Origin of the sequence: Primorskyibacter flagellatus, assembly GCF_900176485.1 — a bacterium.
Classification (GTDB): Bacteria; Pseudomonadota; Alphaproteobacteria; order Rhodobacterales; family Rhodobacteraceae; genus Primorskyibacter; species Primorskyibacter flagellatus.
In genome coordinates, this window is sequence record NZ_FWYD01000025.1 from 26007 (window position 1) to 50813 (window position 24807).

General features: G+C 59.5%; 21 protein-coding genes and 3 pseudogenes. 8 read left to right on the forward strand and 16 right to left on the reverse strand.

Annotated features, from left to right (window positions below; genetic code table 11):
- Window positions 1–45: 45 nt before the first annotated feature.
- The 12 genes from B8991_RS18490 to iolG form a co-directional block, all read right to left on the reverse strand.
- Entirely contained in the window at window positions 46–1401 is a 1356-nt protein-coding gene (locus tag B8991_RS18490; protein WP_084354643.1) for an ABC transporter substrate-binding protein, read from the reverse strand.
- 26 nt (window positions 1402–1427) lie between these two features.
- Window positions 1428–2522 (reverse strand): IS630 family transposase, encoded by a 1095-nt coding sequence (locus B8991_RS18495; protein WP_084354646.1) that lies wholly within the window; start codon window positions 2520–2522, stop codon window positions 1428–1430.
- A 247-nt stretch (window positions 2523–2769) separates the two neighbouring features.
- The gene (locus B8991_RS18500; RefSeq protein ID WP_179141544.1) at window positions 2770–4485 is read right to left on the reverse strand and encodes an extracellular solute-binding protein; all 1716 of its coding nucleotides are present in this window, start codon (window positions 4483–4485) and stop codon (window positions 2770–2772) included.
- A gap of 249 nt (window positions 4486–4734) precedes the next feature.
- Window positions 4735–5727: an ABC transporter permease gene (locus tag B8991_RS18505; RefSeq protein ID WP_084354653.1), complete on the reverse strand. Its 993-nt coding sequence runs from the start codon at window positions 5725–5727 to the stop codon at window positions 4735–4737.
- A 2-nt stretch (window positions 5728–5729) separates the two neighbouring features.
- A complete protein-coding gene (locus B8991_RS18510; protein ID WP_235866694.1) occupies window positions 5730–6608 on the reverse strand; it encodes an ATP-binding cassette domain-containing protein in 879 nt (292 codons plus the stop codon).
- Complete coding sequence (locus B8991_RS18515) at window positions 6521–7468, reverse strand: ABC transporter permease (protein ID WP_235866695.1); 948 nt, start codon at window positions 7466–7468, stop codon at window positions 6521–6523. The genes B8991_RS18510 and B8991_RS18515 overlap by 88 nt, the downstream gene beginning before the upstream one ends.
- Window positions 7469–7640: 172 nt before the next feature.
- Window positions 7641–8666 (reverse strand): substrate-binding domain-containing protein, encoded by a 1026-nt coding sequence (locus tag B8991_RS18520; RefSeq protein WP_084354662.1) that lies wholly within the window; start codon window positions 8664–8666, stop codon window positions 7641–7643.
- Between the two features lie 530 nt (window positions 8667–9196).
- Complete coding sequence (locus tag B8991_RS18525; protein ID WP_235866696.1) at window positions 9197–10183, reverse strand: MurR/RpiR family transcriptional regulator; 987 nt, start codon at window positions 10181–10183, stop codon at window positions 9197–9199.
- Window positions 10184–10310: 127 nt separating this feature from the next.
- A complete protein-coding gene (locus B8991_RS18530) occupies window positions 10311–11285 on the reverse strand; it encodes a hydroxyacid dehydrogenase (protein ID WP_084354667.1) in 975 nt (324 codons plus the stop codon).
- Window positions 11285–12100, reverse strand: coding sequence for an HpcH/HpaI aldolase family protein (locus B8991_RS18535; RefSeq protein ID WP_084354670.1), 816 nt, complete (start codon window positions 12098–12100; stop codon window positions 11285–11287). The genes B8991_RS18530 and B8991_RS18535 overlap by 1 nt, the downstream gene beginning before the upstream one ends.
- Window positions 12101–12123: 23 nt before the next feature.
- Complete coding sequence (locus tag B8991_RS18540; RefSeq protein ID WP_084354673.1) at window positions 12124–13554, reverse strand: NAD-dependent succinate-semialdehyde dehydrogenase; 1431 nt, start codon at window positions 13552–13554, stop codon at window positions 12124–12126.
- Between the two features lie 3 nt (window positions 13555–13557).
- Window positions 13558–14565 (reverse strand): inositol 2-dehydrogenase, encoded by a 1008-nt coding sequence (gene iolG / locus B8991_RS18545; protein ID WP_084354676.1) that lies wholly within the window; start codon window positions 14563–14565, stop codon window positions 13558–13560.
- Window positions 14566–14669: 104 nt separating this feature from the next.
- Between iolG and iolD the strand changes: the two genes are divergently transcribed.
- From iolD to B8991_RS18570, 5 genes are read left to right on the forward strand one after another with little or no spacing between them, the layout of a single operon-like run.
- Window positions 14670–16529 carry a 3D-(3,5/4)-trihydroxycyclohexane-1,2-dione acylhydrolase (decyclizing) gene (gene iolD, locus B8991_RS18550; RefSeq protein ID WP_084354679.1) on the forward strand — a complete coding sequence of 620 codons (1860 nt, stop codon included), beginning with the start codon at window positions 14670–14672 and terminating at the stop codon, window positions 16527–16529.
- A 2-nt stretch (window positions 16530–16531) separates the two neighbouring features.
- On the forward strand, window positions 16532–17428 hold the full coding sequence (iolE, locus tag B8991_RS18555) for a myo-inosose-2 dehydratase (RefSeq protein ID WP_084354682.1): 897 nt from the start codon (window positions 16532–16534) through the stop codon (window positions 17426–17428).
- Window positions 17425–18240 carry an SDR family oxidoreductase gene (locus B8991_RS18560; protein WP_084354685.1) on the forward strand — a complete coding sequence of 272 codons (816 nt, stop codon included), beginning with the start codon at window positions 17425–17427 and terminating at the stop codon, window positions 18238–18240. Before iolE ends, B8991_RS18560 begins: the two co-directional genes overlap by 4 nt.
- Window positions 18241–18243: 3 nt before the next feature.
- Window positions 18244–19302, forward strand: coding sequence for a sugar phosphate isomerase/epimerase family protein (locus B8991_RS18565; protein WP_084354688.1), 1059 nt, complete (start codon window positions 18244–18246; stop codon window positions 19300–19302).
- A 30-nt stretch (window positions 19303–19332) separates the two neighbouring features.
- Window positions 19333–20466: a Gfo/Idh/MocA family protein gene (locus B8991_RS18570; protein ID WP_084354703.1), complete on the forward strand. Its 1134-nt coding sequence runs from the start codon at window positions 19333–19335 to the stop codon at window positions 20464–20466.
- Between the two features lie 62 nt (window positions 20467–20528).
- Here the strand turns inward: B8991_RS18570 and B8991_RS22425 are convergent.
- From B8991_RS22425 to B8991_RS18585, 3 genes and pseudogenes are all read right to left on the reverse strand, one after another.
- Window positions 20529–20693: pseudogene (locus B8991_RS22425) on the reverse strand (IS6 family transposase); the annotation flags it as partial.
- 189 nt (window positions 20694–20882) lie between these two features.
- Window positions 20883–21212, reverse strand: coding sequence for an MBL fold metallo-hydrolase (locus B8991_RS18580; RefSeq protein WP_235866697.1), 330 nt, complete (start codon window positions 21210–21212; stop codon window positions 20883–20885).
- A gap of 46 nt (window positions 21213–21258) precedes the next feature.
- Window positions 21259–21513 (reverse strand): annotated as a pseudogene (locus B8991_RS18585) (IS6 family transposase); the annotation flags it as partial.
- Here B8991_RS18585 and B8991_RS22055 point away from each other — a divergent pair.
- The 3 genes and pseudogenes from B8991_RS22055 to B8991_RS18605 all read left to right on the forward strand — a co-directional run.
- Window positions 21499–21716 (forward strand): annotated as a pseudogene (locus B8991_RS22055) (DUF2493 domain-containing protein); the annotation flags it as partial. The pseudogenes B8991_RS18585 and B8991_RS22055 sit on opposite strands and share 15 nt — an antisense overlap.
- A gap of 160 nt (window positions 21717–21876) precedes the next feature.
- Window positions 21877–22893: a nucleotidyltransferase family protein gene (locus B8991_RS18595; protein ID WP_268876752.1), complete on the forward strand. Its 1017-nt coding sequence runs from the start codon at window positions 21877–21879 to the stop codon at window positions 22891–22893.
- 493 nt (window positions 22894–23386) lie between these two features.
- On the forward strand, window positions 23387–23593 hold the full coding sequence (locus tag B8991_RS18605) for a hypothetical protein (protein ID WP_084354697.1): 207 nt from the start codon (window positions 23387–23389) through the stop codon (window positions 23591–23593).
- Between the two features lie 594 nt (window positions 23594–24187).
- Here the strand turns inward: B8991_RS18605 and B8991_RS18610 are convergent.
- Window positions 24188–24760 carry a hypothetical protein gene (locus B8991_RS18610; protein ID WP_084354700.1) on the reverse strand — a complete coding sequence of 191 codons (573 nt, stop codon included), beginning with the start codon at window positions 24758–24760 and terminating at the stop codon, window positions 24188–24190.
- Window positions 24761–24807: the final 47 nt, after the last annotated feature.

Genomic DNA, 24807 nt, shown 5'->3' on the forward strand with positions numbered 1-24807 from the left:
GGGGGCGCACGTCGATGGATGCGCCCCCGCACCGGGAGGAACGGATTAGTAGTAGCCGGCCTTGCGCATTTCGCGGTCAAGTTGGCTCTGGGCATCCGAGAGGGCCTCTTCGGACGGCTTTTCACCGGAGATCACCTGATGCATTTCGGCTCCCAGAACATCGACAATGATCTGGACTTCGGGCACGGGCGGCCGCTGCCATCCGGCAAGTTCGCCTTTGATGGACATGTCTTCCACGTGCGGGATGACCGGGCAGCGCTCGATGACGCTGTCGATCTTGCTGACTGAGCTTCGTGGCGACACGCAGTTGCCGTACTTTGTGTATTCCTCGATCATTTCGGGGCTGGCAAGCCACTCGATCGTTTTCCAAGCCAGTTCGGCACGGTCGGGATCAATGTTGTTGGGGATCGCAAGATACCAACCACCGAGCGTCGATTTAGGCGGTGAGTCCGGGCCGCTCGGATGCGGCAGGTAGGCGGTATTGCCCCGTGCGGGTGACGCCTCGTCCTGTTCGAAGATCGCGGAGCGCCCTGCCCAGATGTATGTCATCGCGCAGCCACCTTGCCCGTAGACACGCACGCGCTCGTCCCACGCCATGTTCAAGATGCCCGGAGGCGACACCTCCATGAGAGCCTGCAAGTAGTCGGCGGTCGCCTTGCCTGCCTCGGTGTCGATCATCGGCTTCATGTTCGCGGGTTGAATATCGCCCATGAGATAGTCGTCGCCTTCCTTGACCATGTCGATCGGCGCAGCGCCGAAATCGCCCATGTCCATGATGAACGTCTGGCCGAGGGCCGTGCCGCGCGCGGCGTTCCAGCACACGCCGGACATGCCGTCTTCCTGCTCGGAAATCGTTCTCGCCGCGGCGAGGACCTTTTCATGGGTGGTCGGAGCGTCGAGCCCGTATTTCTCGAAGATGTCTGTGCGGTAGGCAAAGATTTCGGGATGAGGCTGGAGCGGAATGCCAAGTTGCGCGCCGCCGAATTGTGCGCCGGACCACGCAACATCGTGGAAATCCGACCCGTCATAGCCCGTGGCGTCGATAAAGCCGTCTAGATCGGTCAGGAATGGCTTGTACTCTCCGAATTGCGGAAGATCGACGGCGATGATGTCGTAGGACGATGTGCTGTTCTGGGCGTTCAGAAGGACCTGTTGGCGCAACACGTCGAACGGGCGGACATCAAGTTGTATCGTGCCGCCTGTCATCTCTTCCATCTCGCCGTGGAATTTTTGCATCGCCTGGAACACAGGGTCCCCGATGCCGATGATGCGGATTGTCTCTCCGCCGAGAATGCTTTCCTCCTGCGCGATGACCGGTGCCGAAAAGGCCGTTGCCAGACATGTTGCCGCGAGAGCGGATGTACGGAATTTCCGGCGCTTCGCGCCCTTTGCTGAGTTCATTGATATTCCTCCCTAGTCACCCGAATCTAAAGTTCGCCACATAGGGTTTGCTGTGTTCTTTGGCAGAACCGCTTGACGGAGGCGAGGATTTCGTCGGCGGACTTGACCCATTTGTAAGGTTTTGGGTTCTCGTTGTGCGCCGCAATAAAGGCCGCGATATCGGCCTCCAGTTCAGCAACGGACCTGTGCACGCCGCGTTGCAATTGCTTGCGCGTGAGTTCCGCGAACCAGCGCTCGACCTGGTTGATCCAGCTTGCCGATGTGGGCGTAAAATGGACGTGCCAGTGCGGGCGGCGTGCGAGCCATGCCTTGATCTTCGGGGTCTTGTGGGTGGCGTAATTGTCCATGACGATATGCACCTCCGGACCCGCGGGCATCTGACGGTCAATCTGTTTGAGGAAGTCGAGGAACTCGGTCGCGCGATGCCGCTTGTAGCATTTTCCGATCACAGCGCCGGTGGCGATATCCAGAGCGGCAAACAGCGATGTGGTGCCGTTGCGGATATATGTATGCGTGCGCCGCTCGGCGACACCGGCGGCCATGGGCAGGACGGGTTGCTCGCGATCCAGTGCCTGAATTTGTGATTTTTCATCTACACACAACACGATGGCCCGGTTCGGAGGCGACAGGTACAGCCCCACGATGTCCTGCACCTTGTCGACGAACAGTGGATCGGTCGAGAGCTTGAACGTCTCGCTGCGATGCGGCTGCAGGCCGAAGGCAGTCCAAATCCGGCGGATCGTTGTGTGTGATAGTCCGGTCGCAGTGGCCGTCGAGCGGATCGACCAATGGGTCGCATCTTTCGGCCTTGTGTTCAGCGTGCGCTCAATCACCTCGGCCACCTGTTCATCCGACACCGTGCGCGGGCGGCCGGGGCGGTATTCGTCGGTGAGGCCTTCGATCCGGTCCTTCACAAAACGTCTGCGCCATTTGCCAACCGTGTGCTCATGCACGCCAAGCTGTGCCGCCACTTCTTTGCTGGGAAGGCCATCGGCGCACAAAAGAACCATCCGACAACGGTCTGACAGAGAACGCGGTGCTTTGTGGCGCCGAACCTGACCTTCGAGAAAACGCCGCTCGTCGTCGCTCAATTCAACCACATCCGCAACTCGGCCCACCATCGCATCATCTCCCGATATCCCGTTCAGTCTATGATACGAATTACAGTTCCGGGTGACTAGGTGCGCACCGATGGTGCGCGTCTCCGACTTTGGAAAGCGCTGGACCTCCTCGCCCATGACTTTCCTGGTTCAGCATGGAATAGGCGGGGGCGTATTGGAATACGCGGTATGTTCAAAGTGAATATTGAAAATTAGTACTAAATAACAGCGTGTTGAGAGAATTTACCCAGCTGCCTGCCCGAAAGGCTTATGAGGGGTGTTTCGGTGCGTGGTCTTCTTTCAGCATATCCAGCAGCGGCCGTATCCGGTTTTCCGCCCGGCTCAACACATCGGCGGCGTCCGCCGTCCCCCAGATCGCGTCGTGCACTTCCTGTCCGACAATGCGCATGATCGAGGCCATGAACGGGATCGGCGGGCGCGGCCAGGTCTGCAATTGATTGCGCCGCTCGAATGCGGCCATGGCCCGCATGGCGGGCGCGGCTTCGGGTACGTCGGGGTCCGCCGAAACGCTATGGAGAAACTTGGCGGGACTGCCATTGAGCATGAGGTACTTGGTGACCTCAGGGCTTGCCAGCCATTCGAGTGCCCGCCAGATCTCGCGCTGCCTGTCTTGCGGCAGGTTCCGCGGGATGGCGTAGACAAAGCCGCCCATTGGCGACACGCCGCTTCCCGGTTGCCGCCCGGGGTGCACCAAATACCCCGTATTTCCGCTTGCGGGGGACGCCGGGTCGCCCTCGAACTGCGAGGTGTTTGTGGACCACTCATAGCACATCGCCACTTCGCCGTTACGGTAGCATCGGGTGCGACCGGTCCAGTCCATGTCGGCAATGCCGGGTGGCGACACGGTGGCCAGATCCATCAGGTAGTCCAGAGCCGCGCGTCCGGTTTCGTGATCGAGGGTCGGGCGCAATTCTTCCCAAGGGGTGTCGTTGTCGTAGCCCGTGCCGAACCGGCGAAGGTTGACCGGTGGCGATCCAAATGCCGCCATGGTCTGGATGAAGGTCTGGCCAAGCGGCTGGCCACGGCCCGCGTTCCAGGCAATGCCATATTTGCCGCGCGCCGGACGGTGCATGGCACGGGCGGCGGACAGAACGCTTTGGGCGGTTTCGGGCGGGTCTATCCCGTGCTTTTCGAAGATGTCCTTGCGATACAGAAGAAGTTCGGCGGTGGGCGAGGCAGGGATTCCCAACTGTCGTCCCTGGCTATGCGCACTGCTCCATGCAGCGGCGAAGAAATCGAACGGGTTCAGTTTACCTCGTTGCAAATATCCGTCCAGCGGCAACAGGCTACGCTCCATCGCCATGCGTCCGAGCCACGGAACATCTACGGCCACGATGTCGTAGCTGGACCTGTCTGCGCGCCCGTTCTCGATGATCGTCTGGTTGAGTGGGTCGTAAGCCAGGAGTTCGATCTCGATGTCGGTGTTTAGGAACACCGAAATCTCCGCCTCCATCCGCTTCAAGGTGAGAAAGACGGGTTCATCTTTGAGCAATAGCCGCAATGGCCCGTCAAGCCGGAGCGCCGGCGCGATCTTTCGAGGCGGCCCGATGATGCAGGCGGCCAGGTGAGCACCGCCAAAGACAACGGCTTCGCTTTTGTGATGCCGCAGGCCGAAGGATTTCCCGATGCTCTGTTTCAGTCCTGCGCAATAGTCGTGGAAATTGTGCAGAAGCGTTTCGGTCGGCTCGATAAAGACCAGTTTAGGTTCCTCGGGATCCCGATCCCGCGACAGGAGCCCGGCGCATACCATGCGCTCGATTTGACGCAAGGCGGTCGAATAGGCCGTTCCAGAGGCGTCCGCGAGCGAAGAGATCGTGATCCGCTGATAGGAATAGTGGCACCGCAAGAGCGCAATGGTCATCATCCAGACCGGATCACGCGCTTCGACGCCGAGCACCGAGAGCCCCGCACCGCGCGAGGTCTCGAGAAACTCCAGAATTGCCAGTATTTCTGATCGTGTCATCGACGCCGATCTCTCTTGTCCTGCGCGCTGCCGTTCGATCGACCCGCGCATGTGTGCAGTGTTTCAGAGGGTGTTGCGGCCACCGTCACTACCTTTCGCGAGCCATCCATCCTGCAGGCGGGGCCTGTTCAACGGTTTGTGGCATGCGAAAGCAGGCAGATCACGGGCAGTGCGGTGAGGGTCACCTGCAAACGGACGTGGGGTGGTTTGGATCGGGCCCTCAAGCGAGGCACGATCCACTTTCATGGTCTAATGTTTGTGGGCCCAGTGGCGCAGTTTTTTGTCCCCGAGCGCGGCAAATACGACGATGATCCCCAGCAGGACCATGAACCATTGCGGCCGCACGGCCATGACGACGAGGTATGACTGGATCGACGAGAGCACGAAGGCCCCCATGAGCGCCCCGATGAGCGAGATGCGTCCACCTGCGAGCAGGCATCCGCCCAGCACACAAGATGCAATTGCCTGCAATTCCATAAGCCGCCCCATGGATCCGTCCGCCGAACCGAGTTTGCCGGCTTCTAGCACGCCTCCGAGGCCGGCAAGAGCACCACAGATGATGAAAGCCTTGAGCTTGACGCGATCCACGCGAATACCGCGAGAGTGCGCACTTTCGGATGACCCGCCAACGGCCAACAAATGGTTCCCATAGGGCATGAGTTTCAGAACCACGGTCAAGACCACCAGCGCAAAAATCAACCACAAAAACCCGGTGTTAACTCCGGCAAACGTGCCGAAATTGAACATGTTGTCGCCGCCGAGGATGAAGTACGAGAACCCGCCGCGCTCCTTGTAGGGAATGGAAAAGGCAAAGCCGCTTGTCAACGCGATCGCCAATCCCCGGAAGATCATCAACGACCCGAGGGTAATGATCAGCGACGGCGTTCCCGTCTTGGTCACGAGATAGCCATTGAAGGCCCCGATAAGAGCTCCGACGCAGACAGCGGCCGTAGCGGCAATGAATGGATCGACGCGGACCGCGAGAAACAGGTAGATCAGCGCAGACATGCCGAAGGTCGATCCGACGGAGATGTCGATTTCGCCCGTGCCCACAACCAGCGCGACACCAAGTGTCATGAGGCCGAGCGTGGCTGTGATTTGAAGGATTGTGCTGATATTGTACGAGTTGTTCCACCGGCCTTCAGATGTGGCGGCGAAGAACACGATCAGAAGGATCGCAATCAGGAAAATCCCGATCTCGGAATGCTTGCGGACAAGCGGTTTGAACGCTGCGTCAGCCATGATCACGATCCCATTTTCTCGACAAGGCGGCCGCCCTGACGGATGACTTCCTCGAGTTGCTCGGCGGTCATGGAGTCGGTCGAGGCATCTTCGATCTTTTCGCCGTTTTCCATGATGACAACGCGATCTGCAAGCTTGTGGACCTGGAAGATATCGTGCGTAATGTAGATCACGAGAAGGCCTTGTTCCTTGAGTTGGACGGCCAATTCGTTCACGTGCTCGCGCTCACGCACGGACAAGTGGTTCGTCGGCTCGTCCATGATGACGACGCGGTTCTTGAACTCGACGGCGCGACCGATCTTGACCGACTGGCGTTCGCCGCCTGAAAGCCGCTCAACCTCGTCATCGGCCGAAACGTTGTCACGAAGCCCGAACGCGCGGATGACCTTGGTCGACATGCTGCGCATTTGTTTGAAGTCGAGGAACGGAATGCCCACAATCTTTTTCATGGGTTCGCGTCCGAGATAGAAGTTGCGCGCGATCGACAGGTTGTCGCAAAGACCGACAGACTGCTGGATCGTTTCAATGCCTTGGTCGATGGCCAGTTTCGGGTGGAACTCGGTCACCAGTTCGCCGTCGAAATAGACCTCGCCTTTCGAAGGTTTGTGGATGCCGCACAGGACGCGGATCAGGGTTGTCTTCCCGGCGCCGTTGTCGCCGACAAGGCCGACAAGCTCACCGGCATGGAAATCGACCGAAACGTCTTTCAGTGCGTGAAACGAACCGAAGTATAGGTCCAGGTTCTTTACCTGAATAAGGGGGTGTGCATCTGACATTGTCTGTTCCTCCCGCGTTACACGTTGTGTCCAGCCCAGCGGGCGAGTTTTTGATTGAAGATGATCGCCACAATAAGCACGACGCCGACGAATGTGATGAACCACGAAGACGGGGCACCAAGCGCGATCAGCTCATAGCGGAAACTGGTCACGATGAAGGCTCCGAGCACGGCACCGATAAGCGAACCACGACCTCCCGAGAGCAGGCATCCGCCGATCACGGCTGCCGAAATGGCTTCGAGTTCGAGCAGGTCACCGATTGTGACGTGTGTCTGCGGCTGGTCCGCCAATGTGACAATCCCTGCGAAACCGGCCATCACCGAGCACATTACAAAGGTTATGATTTTGACTCGGTCGATCCGTACGCCGCGGGATTCCGCGCTGTCCGATGCGCCACCGGTCGCCAACAGGTGGTTGCCGAACCGCGTGAATTTGAGAACGACGCTGAGGATGGCCAGCATCAGGAGCATCCACAAAACGGCCGCTTCGATACCGAAGACTTCTCCGCCGAACAGTTTGGTCAGCCAGTTCTCACGCGCGGCTTCCGAGAAGTTGCGAACCGAGCCGCCAGTCCAGACGTAGATAATGCCGCGGAATGTAAAGAGCCCGCCGAGGGTCACGATCATCGACGGCAATCCGCCCCGCACGACAGCGAGACCCTGCAACAGGCCGCAAACTGCCGCGATTGCCAAGGCGGCGATCACCGCGCCCGGGACGCCTAGCGAATGCTCGAACGTGATGAAGGCGATGCCGGTGAGGCCGTAAACCGACCCGACGGACAGGTCGATTTCCTTCGAGATGATCACCAGGGCTTGACCCATCGCGATAAGAGCGAGGATCGAGCTGAAGTGAACGACGTTTGAAATCGTCCGGGCCGTCCACCAGCCGGAGAAATCGATCAGCGTGAATGCGGTCAGCATCAGCGCCACACCAACAACCGATCCGAATCCGGCGCTTTTTGCCAATTGTCTCGTGGATGTCATGGAACACAGCTTTCATAGAGTTGTTTGACGGGGGAGCGGACTGAAACGATACCGCGCTCAGACCCCGGGACTGCAGGACCGCGGCTCAAACGACGTCAAAAGAGAGGGTGGAAGGGCGGGCCTAAGGCCACCGCCCTTCCGAGTAGTCTACGACTTACCAAGTGTTTTGGTTGTCGTATTCTTCGTCACCGAAGACACCGCGAACCAGATCGGCCCATTTTTCGGCGTTTTCAGCGTTGATGATGACCGGACCGGTGAGAATGTCGGACTGCGGCTCATAACCGAGCGTCTTGTTCCAGTAGAGCCACTCCATCGGAGCATATCCCTGCAACCAGAACCCTTGGCTGTTGGCGGCAAGAAGGTGACCGGCACGAATGCCTTCGATCGAGACCGGAGCTTCGTCAACCGTGAGAACGGTAACACCTTCGTTGTCGACGTCCGGGCTCAGGCCCATGTCGTTTGCCACGCCCCATGCCCAAGGCGACGACCAACCTGCAACGGTGAAGATGTAGTTGGTTTCCGGGTTGGCTTGAAGGTAGGACTGCAGCGTGTTGCGTGCGGTCGCCGGTTCCGCGCCGATGAATAGCTCTTCGAAGGCTGCGCCGGTGCCTTCCATCGCGGCTTTCATGCCGGCGCAACGGGCCTTGAGGCCTTGGTGTGCAGCGTCATGGCTTGCGCAGACAACACCGGTCGGCTGCGGGATATTGCCAGCCGCAACCTGCTCCAGCGCGTATTCGCCGAGGTGAAGGCCGGTGAGGTATTCGTCACCGCCAACGTAGGTCAGGTAAGGAATGCGTTCGCCAACGGGGCGAGCATCGGGGATGTTGAATGCAACAACCGGGATACCCATTTCGATCGCCTTGCGCAGCGGGCCTTCGAAAGCGTCTGCATCGACGATCGGAACGGCGATGCCGTCAGGCTTGGTTGCGATAGCTTGCTCGAGCAGGCGCACGTGCTCTTGAACGGAGTAGTTGTTGGTCGACACGTATTCGGTGGTGACGTCGGGATATTTCTCTTCGAAAGCAGCGAGAGATTCCGTCAGCCAGCCCATGTTCGCGTCGTTGGACCCGATGTGGGACACCATCACAAAGCGGAATGTCTCGTCCTGTGCGTGAGCTGCACCAGAGAGAGCGGTGGTCGCCAGAAGCGCAGTAGCCGCAAGTTTGGTCACGTAATTCATAGATTTCCTCCTCCTATGTTAACCGCTCTTATATATGCTGCTGCAACAAACTGCAACAGTTATTGCGAGAATGGCGGTTGAGGAATACTAATTGCGCCGAACCGGTGGCGTCAACATATTTTTCCTCTTATGAAATGCTGCATAAATCATTGCATTTCGCGCTCGAGACTTTCCATTGGACATTCGTGCCAAGTGATCTGCGGCCCGTCGGGCGCGCCATGTTTGTCTGCATTTAATTCCGTTTGAAGACAGAGGCTTGTGGGAATGCAGCGCATTCATGAACGTTGCAGTGAGGTCCACGTTCCCGCTTGCAGGATGGCCCGTTTTCGCATGATCGCACGTCTGTGCGCCTCAGTCGCTTCTGCCACGCATGTTGGAAAATCGGGACGATTGCACTGGTGCGAATCTTGCCGCACCCATTGCGCAGTCGCGGTATTCATCCGTGGAAATCTGGGCCAGAAATCCTTGCTTCCACGACAGACGGAAGCACGCTGCGCCACAGCAATGCGCGCCCCCTTGTGGCCAAAGGACTACTGTCCGGTTACTGTGGGAATCCGGGGGTCGTCTGCATTGTGCTGCACACGCGCGGCCACTGCGACCATTAGCGCCTGAGCCAGACACATCGGTGCAGCGAGAGAGCGCGAGAAGGTGTAGTCGTGTTCCGGGACGGCAAAAAGGATCTTGGAGGGCTTCATCAGTGGTGACAGCGTACTATCGGAAATGGCAAGGATTGGCACACCTGCTTTGGCGCTCTCCTCGACTATGTTGACCACTTCATTGGCATAGAAACGGAACGACACGGCAATAAGCAAATCGGTTGGTTTCATATTGCGCGCCATGTGTGTCGCCAGCCCTCCACTTGCATCCAGAAGAACGCACGGGCGGCCCAGCATCGTCAGGATGTAGCGCAGCAGGTTCACCACGGGTTCGGCGCGCAATTGACCGATGAGATACACGGTATCCGCGCTTTCGATCATGTCGGCAGCTTGTGCCATGTCTTCGGCGCTGATCTTGTCCAGAAGTTCCTGGAGCGAGGCGACATCCCGCACAACCAAATCCCGCAAGAAGCCTAGTTCGGAATGGTCTTGGCGCAGGGACAGTTCGTTTTCCAAAGCCTTCTTGCGGGCTTCGAAGCCGGGCGCTGCAGTGGAAAGACGCGTCTGGAACAGGATTTGTAGATCCTTGAAGCCGCTATATCCCAAAGACTGCGCGAACCGTACGAAACTTGAAGCGTGTATGCCGCAATGCGATGCGATGGAATTGACAGACTGGACAGCAACTTCGTTGGGGTGCTGGGTGAGGTATTCCGCGATCCGCTGATAGGTCTTGCTCATCTGCTCGAAACGGTCGTGGATCAGACGAATGAGTTCCTCGTAGTCAGCCGGCGGCAGGTCTTGTTTCGTTACCATGGTCTTCTCCCAGTCGATCGGTCGCAAACCCGGTGTTCGCTCTGTCGAGGTAGAATAGGGACCGAGCGGCCCCCGTGCAACATTCATTGCAGGATCTATCCTCGCCATAGCGGTGCGCGACGGGACCTGAACGGGTCTTTCTGTCAGAGACATGTCGGGTTCGGTTGGGCGTCCTCCAGCAATGGCTTCGGGATGGGATCGAGGCAATCCTACCTTTACTGCAACCTCGAAACGGTCACGCGCCGAGGGTGAGCCCTATTTCCCGACGATTTACGATCAGTGAAGGGTCAACCCTTTCCCCGAAAAAGTCGATGATGTTCTGTGCGGAACTCAAGGCCATGCGTTCCGAAGCGCCTTCGGTCACACCAGCGATATGCGGGCTGAGGATGACCTGATCGAATGTTCTCAGAGGATTTTCGTCCGCTGGTGGTTCTTGTTCGAAGACGTCCAACCCGGCCGCGCCGACCTTGCCCGAGGCAAGTGCGGCGATCAAAGCGGATTCATCGACGATGCCACCACGCGCGGTGTTCACGATGACGACTCCGTCTTTCATCACGGCGAATTCCTTCGTGTCGATCAGAGGCTTTTCGGCTTTGGGTGCGCTGACCGATATGACATCAGCCCAACGCAGGGCTTCAATCAGATCTTCTGCAGGGGCAACTGCGCCTTCGGGCCACCCTTGTCCGAGGAGGTAGGGGTCGAAAGCGCGAATGTTCATCGAGAAACCGGACATCATTTCCGCCGTATGCCGCCCGATGCGGCCATAACCGAGGATGAGAAGGTTTCGACCGCGCAGATCCTGACTTTCAAGGCTGTTGCGCCATCCCCATGGGCCGGTTCTGACAGAGGCGTCCCCGCGTAGCGCGCGTTTGGATGCCGCGAGGATCATCATGCAGGCATGCTCGGCGACAGAATAGGAATTCACATCACCGCAGACGACAAGCGCGATCCCGCGTTCGTTGAGCGCCCCAACGTCAACGGCATCATAACCAACGCCATGACGGGACACGATCTTGAGGTTTTCCGCCTTGGACACGGTTGCGGCGCTCATCGGCTGGGTGCGGATCAAAAGCGCGTCCGCCTCGTGGATGTGGGGCGCATAGCTTTCTTCGCTGACCTCTTCGATGTAGCGCACGGTCAGACCCGGCGCAGCGTCGAGCAACGCGCGGCCCGCGGGGTGGAGCTTTCCGGCGACGATGACATGAGGCATCAGTATCCTCCCTTGTCGTCGGTCGCTTCGGTCGCCGTGGCCGAAACAGCGTCGCGAAACGCCTTCACTGAGGCCGCTGCGGCACTGGCCAGAAGGCGCGTATCCCCCGAAACCGTTGTCATGTTGAAACCCCAGTCAATGGCTCGGGCCGCATATTCGGCAGTTCCACAATGTAGGGCTGCCTTGATCCCGTGCTTTTGGCAGGTGCGCACTATGGTTTGCAGCGCTTCGATCATTTCGGGTTCTTCACGATCGAACCCCGGCGGGTATTTGCCGTCGCACAGCGAGAACGTTAGATCGGCAGGCCCGACATAAATGCCATCGAGACCGGGCGTTGCCGCGATCCTGTCGAGGTTGGCCATTGCCTCTTTGGTTTCGACCATGGCCCAACCTGTGATTTCGGTGTTGGCCTCGACGTGAATGTTGCCGCCTTGCGCATACGCCGCGCGCGTGGGGCCAAAGCTGCGCTGCCCGTGTGGCGGGTAGCGCAGGTAGCTGACAAATTCAGCGGCCTGCTCGGGGGTGTTGATCATCGGGCAGATGATCTGCATCGCACCCGCATCAAGCGCCTTCATGATCGCCGCTGGATCAAGCCAAGGCACCCGCGCGCCGATCGTGACGCCGGAGGCGCGCATGGCCTGAAACATTGGCAGGACATCCGAATATTCCAGGGCCCCGTGCTGCCAGTCGATTGAAATTGCGTCATAGCCTTGCGCGGCCATGATTTCCGCGGTGAACGGATTGCCGATGGACAACCACCCATGAAGGGCCGGTTTTCCCTCTGCCCATAGCTGTCGGACCTTGTTCTTGATCATCGTCTTCCTCCCTAAATTGACGCTCAGAACACGATCTGGGCAAGCTTGGTGTCGAGGTAGTCCTCGATACCTTCGGTGCCGCCTTCACGACCCATGCCGGAAAAGTTTGTGCCCCCGAACGGAACTTCGCTTGCCGCGAGCGCGAAGGAGTTGATCCCGACCATACCTGCCTTGAGTGCCGCGACGGTGCGACGGGCGCGGTCGGGGGACGATGTGAAGGCGTAGGCCGAAAGGCCCATGGTGGACGCATTCGCGCGGGCCAGAACTTCGTCTTCGTCTTTGAAAGTGGTGATTGCCGCAATCGGTCCGAAGTTCTCTTCGTCAAAAACTTTCATCGAATCCGTCACGCCGGTAAGAACGGTCGGCTCGAAGAAGTAGCCTTCGTTGAAATGCGGCGCGCGCTGTCCGCCAGTGGCCACTGTGGCGCCGGCTTTGATCGCATCGCGCACAATGGCGTCGATTTCAGTCAGACGACCCGCGTTGATCAGGGGGCCCATCGCAACGCCTTCGGCAAGGCCGTCACCCAACTGGATGGCCTCGGCGCGTTTTACAAACCCCTCGACAAAGGCGTCGTGTAGGGATTCGTGAACAAAGAAGCGGTCCGGGGTCACACACACCTGGCCGCAATTCGCGAACTTGGTTGCAACCGTGACATCAAGGGCCGCTTCGAGATCGGCGTCGTCATAAAGGATATAGGGTGCGTTGCCGCCCAACTCCATCGAGACCTTTTTGACGGTGTCTGCCGCGTCACGGATCATCTGCTGGCCCACACGGGTCGACCCCGTCAGCGACACTTTGCGTACGCGGGCATCCGCCATGATGGGCGCATAGGTGTTGCCGGTCGAGCCGACCACGAGGTTCACCGCGCCATCGGGCAGACCGCCCGCACGGATGCAATCGACCATGACCATGGCCACGCCGGGCGTCTGTGAGGACGGGCGCAGCACGACCGGACAGCCGGCAGCCAGAGCAGGCGCGATTTTGCGCGCGGGCAGGGCGGCAGGGAAGTTCCAGGCGGTGAACGCGCCAACGATGCCAACGGCTTCGCGGGTAACTTCGAACCGTCCACCGGGGACGCGGCTGTCAACGATCCGTCCGTATATCCGGCGCGCCTCCTCGGCGTACCAACGGAACTGGTCGCAGGCGAGCGCCCATTCTCGACCGGCTTGCACCAAGGGCTTGCCGGTTTCCGTCGAAATCATGCGGGCGCCTTCGTCCGTCCGTGCGATCATTTCATCGGCGATCTTGTGAAGCGCGTCGGCACGACCGAAACCGCCAAGATTACGCAATGCCGGCACGGCGCGCGCGGCGGCGTCGATGGCGGACAGGGTGTCTTCGGGGGTCGCTGTCGCGACCTGCCCGAGAGATTTTTCGCTGACAGGCGAGGTCACGTCGGCTGAGGTTGTGCCTTTTGTCCATGAGCCGTCGATGAATAGTCCGAATTTCTCGTACATGCTTTATCCGATCTCGCTTGAGTTGATCGCGCGGCCCTCGGCAACGGACTTGAACGCGGCTTCGGCGATGATCAATGCCTGACGCCCGTCTTCGAAACCGACTTCGGGGGTCTCGCCCTTGGACACGGCGTCGACGAATGCGGAAATTTCGTTGAAGAAGGCTTCGCGGTAGCGATCGGTAAAGAAGTGTTGCAGCGGTGCGCCTTGGAACGTGGCATGCGCGTCATGAAGCGTCGCGTAGTTGTTGCGACGGTTTTCCGAGATTGCCATGCCTTTGCCGCCAAAGGCTTCGACGCGCTGGTCGTGCCCGTAGGCGGCTTCCCGCGAGTTGTTGATCAGCACCTGTTTGCCGGATTTGGTGGTCAAGACGACTGAAATCGTATCGAAGTCATGGCATTGCGCCATCAGATCGGGCGCTACGAACCGCGAGCCTGTTGCATAGACCGTTTCAATGTTTTCGCCGGTCTGGAACCGCGCCATGTCGAAATCGTGAATTGTCATGTCGCGGAAAATGCCGCCAGACGCTTTGATATAGGCGTCCGGAGCGATCGCGGGGTCGCGGGAAGAGATGATCACCTGACGCAGGTCGCCGAGTTTACCATCAGCAATCGCGTTGCGCACGGACCTGTGTCCGGGGTCGAACCGGCGCACGAAGCCCAGCATGATCGGAACGCTGCTTCCGGAGATGCGGCTTGCACAAAGGTTCACCCGATCAAGAGACAGATCGATCGGTTTTTCACACAGAATCGGCTTGCCAGCTTCAACGGCCTGTTCGATGAGATCGGCATGGGTGGCAGTGGAGGTGGCAATCAGGATTGCGTCTACGCCACTCGATTTCAGGATCTCCTCGACCGAGGAAAAGTTTGTCACTCCAAGGTGTTGAGAAACATCTTCGGCAGACGGGGCGTGGATGTCGTATACTCCCGCAAGTGTGGCGTTGGGATGCGCTGCGATGTTTTCAGCGTGCATGCGACCGATACGGCCGCAGCCGAGAACTGCGATATTAGGCATGGTGCTCCTCCTGGGCAAAGTTATGCAATTTTCATTGCATGGGAGGTGATTTGTCAATATGCATTTCACAAATGAGGAGAATCCATCTACGGGAGGAAGCCAAGATGTCCGAGAAAACAGTCCGCTTGACCATGGCGCAGGCGCTCGTGCGTTACCTATGCAACCAATACACCGTCATCGACGGTGAGCGGGTGCAACTCTTTGCCGGAGTGTTCGGCATTTTTGGTCACGGCAACGTTACGTGCCTTTCCGAAGCACTGGAACAAGTCCAGGATCAGCTTCCGACATGGCGCGGCCAGAACGAGCAATCCATGGCATTGGCTGCCGTTGGATTCGCCAAGGCCAAACTTCGCCGCCAGATCATGGTTGCCGCAACCTCGGTCGGTCCCGGTGCGACCAACATGATAACGGCCGCCGGTGTGGCTCATGCAAACAGACTGCCTGTCCTTTTGCTTGCTGGCGACACGTATGTGAACCGGCTTCCCGATCCAGTGTTGCAGCAGGTCGAACATTTTGGCTCGCCTTCGACGACCGTGAATGACGGGTTCCGTTGTGTGTCGCGGTTCTGGGATCGCATCGTGCATCCGGCCCAGATCCTGTCCTCGTTGCCTCAGGCCATTTCGACGATGCTGGATCCGGCCGATTGCGGCCCCGCGTTCATCGGTTTGCCGCAGGACATCCAGGAAATCGCATACGACTATCCCGAAAGCTTTTTCGTCGAGAAGACGTGGACGATTCCGCGTCCGCGCCCGTCGCGTGACGAGGTTGTCGAGGCGGTCGAGCTTCTGAAAACCGCGAAAAAGCCGCTTATCATTTCCGGTGGGGGCGTGCGCTATTCGGGCGCAAACGTATTGCTCGCCGATTTCGCGGTTCGCCGCAGCATCCCGATCACAGAGACGATCGCTGGCAAGGGCGCGATTGTCCATGATCACCCTGCCAACGTCGGCGCAATGGGTATCGAAGGCACCGAGGCGGCACGGGAACTGGCGGAAACCGCCGACGTGATCATCGCCGTGGGCACGCGGATGCAGGACTTTACCACGGGATCGTGGACCACCTTTTCCAAGGAGGCCAAGTTCCTCAACATCAACGCGGCCCGTTTCGATGCGTCCAAGCACTTCGCCGTGCCGGTTGTCGGTGACGCGGTAGAGTGCCTGACGGAGATCGACGAGGCGCTCGGGGACTGGACCTGCGATGCGGCCCAGATGGAGCGCGCCAAAAAACTCTATGCCGAGTGGAACGAATTGCTTGATGAAGGTCAGGCGCCGACAAACGCAGCGGTCCCGTCTTACGCCCAGGTTATCGGCATCGTGAACAAGATGGCCAAGCCTGAAGACACGATGGTCACTGCCGCTGGCGGTCTGCCCGGCGAAACAGCCAAGAACTGGCGCGTCAAAGCGCCAAACACCTATGATCTCGAATTCGGGTTTTCCTGCATGGGATATGAGATTGCCGGAGGCTGGGGTCATGCGATGGCCAAGGCGGGTAATGGCGTGCCGATCATCATGTTGGGCGACGGGTCGTACATGATGATGAATTCCGACATCTATTCAACGGTTCTGACAGGCCACAAGATGATCGTCGTCGTATGCGACAATGGTGGTTTCGGGGTCATCAACCGGCTGCAGACCAACATGGGCGTTCCCGGGTTCAACAACCTGCTCAAGGACTCCCGCGTGTTGGACAAAGAAAACGTCCCGCATGTCGATTTTGTCGCGCACGCCCGTGCCATGGGTGCCGAAGCCCGCCATTGCGACAGCCTCGCGGATCTCGAAGCGGCGATGGAATGGGCGCAGGGAACCGACCGGACGACCGTGCTAAGCATCACCTCTGATGCCTACACTTGGACCCCGGGAGGCGCTGGTTGGTATGTGGGCGTTCCAGAAATCAACGAACGCGAAAGCATCCGCAAGGCGCGCGAGGGACAGGAAGCCTTCCGTGCAAAACAGCGACGGGGAGTTTGATTATGCTAAAAGCCAGACTTGGCATCGCGCCGATCGCGTGGTGGAACGATGATCTCGAAGAACTGTCCGACGACGTTTCTCTTGACGAATGTTTGCGTCAGGCGGCCGAGGCCGGTCTGACCGGCATGGAAACCGGTCGCCGCTTTCCCATGGACATGGACGAGCTTGGACCGATCCTCAATCGTCACGGTATTTCCGTGTGCGGCGGGTGGTTTTCGGGTCTTTTGCTGGACGGTGACATCGAGACCGAAAAGGACCGGATTGCTGCGCAGATGGCCTTTTTCAAGGCCGCTGGCGCGCCCTGCATCGTCTACGGCGAAACCGCACGGTCGGTTCAGGGCGAACGAAATACGCCGCTGGCCCGGAAACCGAAACTGACCGAGGCTGAAATGGCCGCTTACGGTCGCAAGATGTCAGACTTCGCGGACTGGTGCGCGGGGGAAGGCATGCCGATTGCCTATCACCATCACATGGCGGCTGCGGTTGAAACTGAGGCCGAACTGGACCTGTTCATGAAGCACAGCGCGGTGCCGCTGTTGTTCGATGCGGGCCACATGGCGTTTGCTGGCGGAGACAATTTGCGCGTCATCGACAACCACTTCGGGCGGATCAGCCATGTCCACACCAAAGACGTGCGTATGGAGGTGATCGACGCGCTCGATCGCAGCACGGAAAGCTTCCTTGATGCCGTAATCAAAGGTGCGTTCACCGTGCCTGGCGACGGCAGCCTAGATTTCGAAGAGATCGTCAAAGCCTTGGCCAGCAAAGGCTATGAAGGCTGGTTTGTGATCGAAGCGGAACAGGATCCGATCGCCAATCCTCCTCTGGAGATGGCGAAAAAGGGTCGGATAGAATTGAAACGCGTCATGGACGCGGCAGGATACGAGGTGGACGCATGAACCGTATTGATGGAAAAATCGCTGTCGTCACGGGGGGGACCCAAGGACTGGGCGCCGCGATCGCAACTCTCTTTGCCGAAGCAGGGGCTGCGGGACTTGTGATTGTAGGGCGCGGTCTCGAAAAGGGGCGCGCCAAGGCGGACGAAATTACGAAAGCCACGGGCGTGCAAACCGAAATGGTTGCCGCCGATCTGGGCAACATGGACGATGTCCGCAACATCATTGCCGAAACCGACCGCCTGTTCGGGCGCGTCGATATCCTTGTCAATGCCGCCGGTTTGACCGATAGGGGCAACCTTCTGAACACCACGCCGGACCTATTCGACCGGATTTTCGCCGTCAACACGCGTGCACCGTTCTTCCTCATGCAGGATGCGGTCAAACTGATGGAGCGCGAAGGCATTGAAGGCACAATGGTCAACATCGGATCGGCCTCCGAACTGGCCGGTCAGCCGTTCATCGCGCCTTATTGCGCCTCGAAAGCGGCATTGGCAACGCTGACCCGAAATTCGGGCTATGCGCTGATGCGGAACCGCATCCGGGTCAACCAGATTGACATCGGCTGGATGAATTCGGACCACGAACGCAAGTTGCAGGAGGCCGAATCCGGCGATCCCGATTTCATCGACAAACAGGCTGCAACCATGCCGTTCGGCCGCCTGCTCGAACCGCGCGAAGTCGCCAAGGCCGTCCTGTGGATGGCCTCGGAGGACAGCGGCATGATGACGGGCGCGGTTGTCCATTTCGATCAGTCGGTGTGGGGTGGCTACGACGGCCAAGCTCCGGCGCCGGCCGAAAAGCTAAAGGCGTAGGCCATGCAGACAATCAAAGGACCGGCCGTTTTTCTCGCCCAGTTCGCGGCGGATGACGCCCCCTATGATAGCTTGCCCAGCCTTGCGAAATGGGCAGCGGAAAAGGGGTTCAAGGGAGTCCAGATCCCGACTTGGGACACGCGCCTCATCGACATGAAACAGGCGGCGGAAAGCGAGACCTACGCCGACGAAATCACGGGCATGCTGGCCGATCACGGTCTGACACTGACCGAGTTTGCATCGCATATCACCGGTCAACTTGTGGCGGTGCATCCGGCGCATGACCAGATCATGGACAGCTTCGCGCCCGAACATGTGCGTGGCAACCCCAAGGCGCGCCGTGCGTGGGCCGAGGAGCAGTTGCGGTTCGCCGTGCGTGCCTCCAAACGCCTCGGCATAACCACGCACACAACCTTTTCGGGGTCCCTATTGTGGCCGTACCTGTATCCCTATCCACAATGGCCGGAGGGTCTGATCGACGAGGCCTTCACCGAGCTTGCCGCGCGTTGGAAGCCGATTCTTGACGACTTCGACGAACACGGGGTTGATGCCTGCTTTGAAATCCATCCGTGCGAGGACGTGCACGACGGTCATTCGTGGGAATATTTCCTCGAAAAGCTCGACGGGCACCCGCGCGCCAACATCATGTATGACCCCAGTCATTTCGTGCTTCAATCGCTCGACTATCTGGCGTTCATCGATCACTATCACGACCGCATCAAGGCGTTTCACGTCAAGGATGCCGAGTTCCGCCCGGATGGCAAATCCGGTGCGTACGGCGGCTTCATGCCGTGGTCGAAACGGGCAGGCCGGTTCCGGTCGCCCGGTGACGGCCAAGTCGATTTCGGCGGTATTTTCACCAAGCTTTCGACCTATGGGTTCGACGGCTGGGCGACGCTGGAGTGGGAATGTTTCATCAAGAACCCCGAAGACGGCGCCCGCGAAGGGGCACAGTTCATCACCGATCACATTATCAAGGTGTCGGACCGCGCCTTTGACGATTTCGTCAAATCCGGCGCGAACCGGCAGGCGAACCGGGCCATGCTCGGATTGGAGGAATAAATGAGTGTTCAACGTAAACTGCGCCTTGGCATGATCGGCGGTGGCGAGGGGGCCTACATCGGCAACATCCACCGGATGGCGGCACGCCTTGACGGCGCTTGGGACCTCGATGCGGGAGCCTTTGACGTAGATCCGGACAAAGCGCGCGCTTTCGCCTTGTCGCAAGGGATCGACGAGAACCGCGCCTACGGCGACTACAACGCCCTGATCGAAGGCGAAACGGCCCGCGAAGACCGGGTCGATGCCGTAGCGATCTGCACCCCGAATTTCACCCATTACCCGATTGCCAAAGCCCTGATCGACGCCGGGTTCGACGTGATCTGTGAAAAGCCGCTTACGGCGACCCTGGAAGACGCTGTCGCCCTTGAAAAACTGGCCCGCGACTCAGGGCGTTTCGTCGGCGTCACCTACACATATTCGGGCTATCCGATGGTGCACGAGGCACGGGTCCGGATCGCTAATGGCGAAATTGGCAAAGTCCGCACGGTGCAGGTCGAGTATCCGCTTGAGTGGATGGCTACCGCAATCGAAGCGGAAGGCAACGCGCAAGCCGCATGGCGCACCGACCCGAAAAAGAACGGGCGTGGGGGCTCCATCGGTGACATCGGCACGCACGCCTACCATTTGGCAGGTTTCGTCACCGGTCTGAAGCTGGAAAGCCTGACCGCGGATCTGGCAACCTTTGTCGAGGGGCGCGCGCTGGATGACAATGCGCATGTGATGATGCGCTATGAAGGAGGCGCGCGCGGCCTTCTTTGGTCCAGCCAAGTGGCGCTTGGCAATTCGAACGGCGTCCGTTTGCGCGTTTTCGGGGAAACCGGGTCATTTCAGTGGTTTCAGGAGCAGCCCAACGAGTTGGTCTACGCGCCTCTTGGCGGGCGGGTGCAAACGATCAAGCGCGGTGCCGACGATCTGTCGGAGGATGCCAAACTGCGGTCGCGTACGCCTCCGGGGCATCCCGAGGGCTATCTCGAGGCCTTCGCCAATCTCTATGCCGGGTTTGCCGAAGCCATTCGAGCGCGCCTTGACGATCGCACGCCAAGTCTCTTGGGGCACAACGTGTCGTTGGCCTATGACGGTCTCAAGGGGGTTGCGTTTGTCGAAGCGGTCGTCGATAGCGCGGAAAGCGAAACACCCGTCTGGCTGACGCCTGTGGCCGTCTAGGCGGACTTTTGATGTTGTCACATTAACGCGCCCAGTCTGCGAGACTGGGTGCTTATAGGACATCAAGCGACGTTTGCCGCGGATTTCCACGCCTCGACAGCGTCGAGCCGATGGTAACGTGTGGCAAGAGCGGAACGACGGCGGACTGGGACGGAGATGGAATTCCGGGTTGCAGGCAGCATGGAGACGAAGCGCTGCAATCCGCCCGGCGATCGGAAGCCTTGCAGCCACTGAAATATGATCCCGAAGCCGATGGCCTGGCCTTTCGCCACTACGACCCCGAAGAGGTGGTTATGGGCAAGCGGCTGGCGTGCTCGACACAATCGGGCGCGGTGTGATAAGGTCCGCGCTCATCCCGCCGCTCGCGGGTTACCCTCCGGCCCGTGATCGAGCCTGAAGACATGCGGTGCCGAACCTTAGGGATAAAGTTGCCGCACGCGCGGATCATGGCCCGGCACGATCAGCCGAGGATCGGACGCCAGGACCTCCAGCCGGATGAACCCGTCGAGCATGTTTTGCAGGTCAACCACGATCGGAAACGGCTTCTTCGCAAAGACGTTCTCGTAGTAATGCGCCGCGTGCGAGGCCAGCACCATCCAGCCCGCCGCCGTCCGCACCCGGACGCATTGCAGTCCCCGCGAATAGCCGCCGATGCAATGCACCGTCACACCCTCGGCCACTTCGGCGTCGCCGTCGTGGAACACCACCTTGCCGGAATAGAGCCGCTTCACCGCTTCGCAGGGCATTGCCAACCTATTTGCGTCCGCCCGAATGCGGCCTGACCCGCTCCCGTCAGGCGGTCATTTCGAGTGTGTAGGCGCTCCAAAGATTGAGGGCATCAGCTCTGGCGTGGCGATAGGTTGTGGCGGTGAGGCGATAGCGGCGGGGACGGAAGATCGTGTTGATCTGATCATGTGCGGCGAGAAATCTCTGTGCCTGTCCGGGCGAGTTGAAACGCCCCATGAGTTTCTCTCGCTTTCGGGTCGGTCTATGCGACCCTTCGATCGGGTTTTTCAAGCCCTTGTGCGCCCGATGATCAGCGCCCGGTGGCCGCGCGCACGAGGGGTCGCACAAGGCCGCTTCGACCCGCGCTGGTCCGCGCAGCGCCGTTCAAGTGCGACGACGTGTTTGCGGCGACCGGGGTTGTTTTTTTCGGCGGCAACGGGGTCGCGCTGAACCTCGGGCAGAAAGCCGAAGCGAATGGACTGATGGTCATGCAGGTTGCAGATCCTGCGAAGAAGCCGACGTAGACGTGACTTTAGAGGGTCGCCTTCGGGCGGCACTTTCGTTTTTTCTCTGGGGCGCTGTGTTGAAAGGATGCCTTGATTACAGCCATCGTCAGGATCATGCCTAGCAATTTTTATTTTTGATAGGTATATCAATGCCAAGCAAAACTATGAAATGATAGGCATGACCCCTCTCAGCAGCATCGCAATGAGCGCTTATACCGATTTGGTACGGCTGCTGAAGGATGATGCCTTGTCCGGTGCTGAGGGCAAACCGACGCTGAAACAGCGCGGTGACAAAGCTTACTGGTACGCGGCTCGTCGTGTCGGAACAGAGATGCGGTTCATCTATATCGGCGAAGAAAGCCCCGACACGCGCGCGCGCATCGACCGTATCGAAGATCTGCGCGCGACCGCAAAGGAACGGCAAGCCGAGAGGTCGCGGTTGGTTCGACTCTTGCGTGCAGAAGGGATGACGCCAACCGACCGCGCGACGGGATCCATCCTGTCCGCCATGGCTGCAGCAGGGACATTCCGGCTGGGCGGTACCATCGTCGGAACGAATGCATTCCGGCTGTATGAAGGTGAACTTGGTCTCCGCCTTCCCCTGGGCGGCATGGCCAACACCGGCGATATCGACATCGCCCAGTTTGAAAAGCTCAGCGTCGCGCTGCAGGATCAGGTTGACCCGGGTCTGGCCGAGACCTTCTCGGCGCTCAAATTTGACCCTTTGCCGGCGCTTGAACAAGGCCGGACCTGGCGATGGGCACAGGGAGGCAGTGGCCAGCTGGTCGAGTTTCTCACACCGGCCTTCGGCAACGAGTCTATCCGCGACCTGCCAGCATTGGGCGTGAACGCTCAGGGGTTGAACTACCTCAATTTCCTGATCGCAGAACCGATCCATGCGGCGGCGATCTATAGATCCGGCGTTCTGGTGCAGGTACCGCGCCCGGAGAGATATGCAGTCCACAAACTGATTATCGCGGATCGGCGACGCGACGGAGCGGGCAGCCTGAAATCGGCGAAGGACCGGGAGCAGGCGGCGTTTCTGATCGAAGCCCTTGCACAGGACCGACCCGATGACTTGGCCCGCGCCTATGCCGCGGCAAGGGAGATTGGCCCACGCTGGCGCGAACATATCGATACATCGCTGAAGCGGATGGTTGAGACAAAGGCTATCCTCGACAGCATCAACGTATAATCACCGTTCGTCTCGTCTTGGCACAAAGGCTTGTGAGCCTCCTGACCTGACCGCCGGCTGAAACGTCGCGCATTCCCGGGGCACCTGCCAGCGGCCCTTTTTCGTGGGGAGGGCTTGGGTTCCTACGCGCCCGGCGGTCAGCCCCAGATTTGCATCGCGCAAGTCGAACTTGAGGCTGAGGAACGGCAACTTCCAACATGCGGTAATTCGGACCAAGGTCGCCGCCATGTTCCGATGTGAGCGCTAGGGTCAAAGTCGTCATGGACATGAAGGATTCCAGTGGCGACTGCGTGGTGTCAGCAGCCATCCGGGTCCCTTCTTTTTGCTCATTGATGTGGATCGCACGGGGTCGGCCCGTCCGTGCCCTCAGCTTACGCTTCGGCAAGCACAAATACGGCTTCCACGGCTGGCCGCGGACCCTCCGCATTTGCGCTTGCGACCGGGCCTCTTGCCCCGTGCCGGGTGATCCCCATCGCAACAAGGAGTAACCCAAATGACCAACCACTACGTCGCCACCGTCCCCGTCAAGTTCACCGACACCGATGGCCAGGAGCGCACCCGTTTTCAGCGCGTGGGTGCGATGTTCCGCAACACCCGCAACGGGGACGGCTCGGAGTTCTTCAGCCTCAAGCTCGACTTCCCCGTCGCGGTCCAGGAACTGGTGATGTTCCCGCCGAGCGCAAAGGACCCTCAGGACTAAATCCTCTGACGAGGATGGGCCGCCCCCGGGCGGCCCTGTCCATGTTCCAGGGACGCCGACACCGGCGCGGATGATCGCCGATAGCGACCTCCGCATTCTGCCGGTCGCTGCGCGCTCAAAGGACGAACACCGCCCGGAATGATCAGCCCGCGACAGACCTTCCAGCCAGCCTCGAGGGGGCCAGCCCGAAAACCCGATTGGCCAAGGCCTCCCGGTTTTTGCGGCAGAGATTTGGCAAGCCAAATCTGGGCCTCCTTGACCCTGCCTGTCCGCCCCGTCGGTGGAGTTTGCACCCGCCCGCGGTTCCGTCCGAACACGCGCGTGTTCGGCCAGAACCTTGGACGCGGACACTCAAATGTCGCTTGGTAGTTGATTTGGTTCTGCATCACTTTGTGTGGTGCCGCGATACAGTAGGCCAGCTGCTCACGAAGAACAGTCATGTTTTCCAAGAAATATTGGACCCCATGCGCTGAGGTGGCGACACGTCGCATCCCGCCAGTGGCGCTCTGATCTGGGGGTCCTGATGACGGTGACAAGGGTCAGGCTGCGTGTGCTGCTTGCCGCGCGGTGCGCGCAGCCTCCAGACCGGCCAAATCAGATGCTTTTCAACCTATCAAGGATCTTCGGGTATACGGTGTCCTCGTGTTGATCTGCCCAGGCGTAGTAGGGGTGGGTCTGAGGCTTCACGCCGAGCGGATTGAATTGCCGATTATAGGCGTCGACGAACTCCTGCGGGATGGCGTAGCGGATGAGCACGCCCTTGGTTGTCTTTCGTGTGGCGATCCATTCCGTGTCCGGCATGTCGAACCTGTCGATCACGGACAGCTCGATCGCCACCAGCTTGATGATGTCGTCCTTCGAGACGCCTGTCCTGACCACGTGCGCCTCGATTTCGGAGAGGTATTTTTCAGCGATGTGCAGATGCGTTTGTGGGCTTTGAGAGGGCATCTTCTTCTCTCGCGACGTCGGCTTTGATCCCCGCGGCGGTTTTGACGCCTGGCCGCTCTGACGGGCCGGTTGCTTTGCCTGCGGCTCTTGCGGCGCGGCCTGCCTGCCGGGCAGGGCGGCAGGGGAGACCCCCAGTTGGTCAAGGAGTTTGCTGTCCCCGATATGCAGGGTCGCGCCTGTTGTGTCGGGGTGTAGGACCTGCGCTTTGGGTTTAGGCATCCTCGGCCTCCCAGACATTGTGTGACAGAACGTCGTTCATCACCTGC